Source organism: Pseudomonas sp. 18.1.10, from assembly GCF_024655625.1.
Taxonomy (GTDB): domain Bacteria; phylum Pseudomonadota; class Gammaproteobacteria; order Pseudomonadales; family Pseudomonadaceae; genus Aquipseudomonas.
Map to the genome: position 1 here is coordinate 1 of NZ_JANLGL010000458.1, position 1,200 is coordinate 1,200.

The window sequence follows — 1,200 nt, forward strand, 5'->3', positions numbered from 1 at the left end:
CGTCAGATAAAGATTGATTGACTGACACTCCGCCTTCGCGAGCAAGCCCGCTCCCACATTTGGATCTGTGTTCACATGGGTTCAGCCGTGTCCTGACAATCGCTGGCAAGAATGTTAGCGTGCTTGGCATTCTCCCGTAGTCGATGAGCCCGCCTGCAATGAAAAAGACTGTCCTCGCCTTCAGCCGCATCACCCCGCCCATGATCGAACGCCTGCAAGAGGATTTCGAGGTGATTGCGCCCAACCCCAAGCTGGGTGACATCAACGCGCAGTTCAATGAAGCCCTGCCCCACGCCCACGGCCTGATCGGCGTGGGTCGCAAGCTGGGCCGTGCGCAACTCGAAGGCGCGGGCAAGCTGCAAGTGGTGTCCAGCGTATCAGTGGGCTACGACAACTACGACGTGCCGTACCTCACTGAACGCGGGATCATGCTCACCAACACCCCGGACGTGCTCACCGAAAGCACCGCCGACCTCGCGTTCGCCCTGCTGATGAGCAGCGCTCGCCGTGTCGCCGAGCTGGACGCCTGGACCAAGGCCGGCCAGTGGAAAGCCAGCGTCGGCGCGCCGTTGTTTGGCTGCGACGTAAATGGCAAGACCCTCGGCATCGTCGGCATGGGCAATATCGGCGCGGCCGTGGCCCGTCGCGGGCGCCTGGGGTTCAACATGCCGATCCTGTACAACGGCAACAGCCGCAAGACTGCGCTGGAACAGGAGCTGGGCGCGCAGTTCCGCAGCCTCGATCAGTTGCTCGCCGAAGCAGACTTTGTGTGCCTGGTGGTGCCATTGAGCGACAAGACCCGCCACCTCATCAGCACCCGCGAGCTGGGCCTGATGAAGTCCAGCGCGATCCTTATCAACATCTCCCGTGGCCCGGTGGTGGATGAACCGGCGCTGATCGAAGCGCTGCAAACCCAGCGGATTCGTGGAGCGGGGCTGGATGTGTATGAGCAGGAGCCGTTGGCTGAATCACCGCTGTTCCAGCTGAGCAATGCCGTGACCTTGCCGCATATCGGCTCGGCGACGGATGAAACCCGTGAGGCCATGGCCAATCGTGCTCTCGAGAACCTGCGCAGTGCCCTGCTGGGCCAGCGTCCGCAGGATCTGGTGAACCCGCAGGTCTGGAAGGGCTGACATAAATCTCCCTGTGGGAGCGGGCTTGTGTGGGAGCGGGCTTGCTCGCGAATGCGGTGTATCAGTC

1 protein-coding gene is annotated in these 1,200 nt (G+C 62.2%); it reads left to right on the forward strand.

Annotation, left to right across the window (positions count from 1 at the left end):
- The first annotated feature begins 158 nt into the window (after positions 1-158).
- Positions 159-1,133: a D-glycerate dehydrogenase gene (locus NUV89_RS29680; protein WP_257784118.1), complete on the forward strand. Its 975-nt coding sequence runs from the start codon at positions 159-161 to the stop codon at positions 1,131-1,133.
- Positions 1,134-1,200: the final 67 nt, after the last annotated feature.